Origin of the sequence: Noviherbaspirillum sp. ST9 (assembly GCF_048799745.1) — a bacterium.
Lineage (GTDB): Bacteria > Pseudomonadota > Gammaproteobacteria > Burkholderiales > Burkholderiaceae_D > Noviherbaspirillum.
Map to the genome: position 1 here is coordinate 1 of NZ_JBLWFR010000219.1, position 514 is coordinate 514.

A 514-nucleotide genomic window follows, 5' to 3' on the forward strand; every position below is an offset into this window, starting at 1 on the left:
GCTCTCGCACCTCCACTTTTACACTCATTCCATCCAACAAATGGCCATTTTTATTTTGTACCCGGGCTTTCACAACGACCATGCCAGCCTCGTCGACCATCGGATTAATGCTTACTACAGAACCAATAACGGCTAAAGTCGGAGCGGTAAAGGGAACGATATGAACGCTTCCAGCCTTATGAATAAGGCCCAGTTCTTGCTCCAGCACTTGAAACCTAACATCAAGAATACTATCATCTATAATGGTACAAAAATAGTTCGAACTGTTATTACTGCTGTTTTGCACACGGACTTTCATGTTAGCTATTTTACCGCTAAAAGGCGCCGTGAGCCTCATTGCGACGAGATCTGCTGAGGCCTGCTGGAGTTCTATCTCGGCTCTGCTTAATCCGCTGCGAAGCCTTGCAACTTCTTTTATTTTTTTATCTATGCGGCTAGTGTCTGTTAGCCGGTAACCAGCCCGTAGCAACTGATCTTGATAATCTAGAAGACTCTGACGATAGGTTAGTTGTGA

At 44.9% G+C, this 514-nt stretch carries 1 protein-coding gene; it reads right to left on the reverse strand.

Annotated features, from left to right (window positions below; genetic code table 11):
• Nucleotides 1-514: efflux RND transporter periplasmic adaptor subunit (locus ACNOHI_RS25625; protein ID WP_420477540.1), on the reverse strand; the 514-nt coding region annotated here is incomplete at both ends.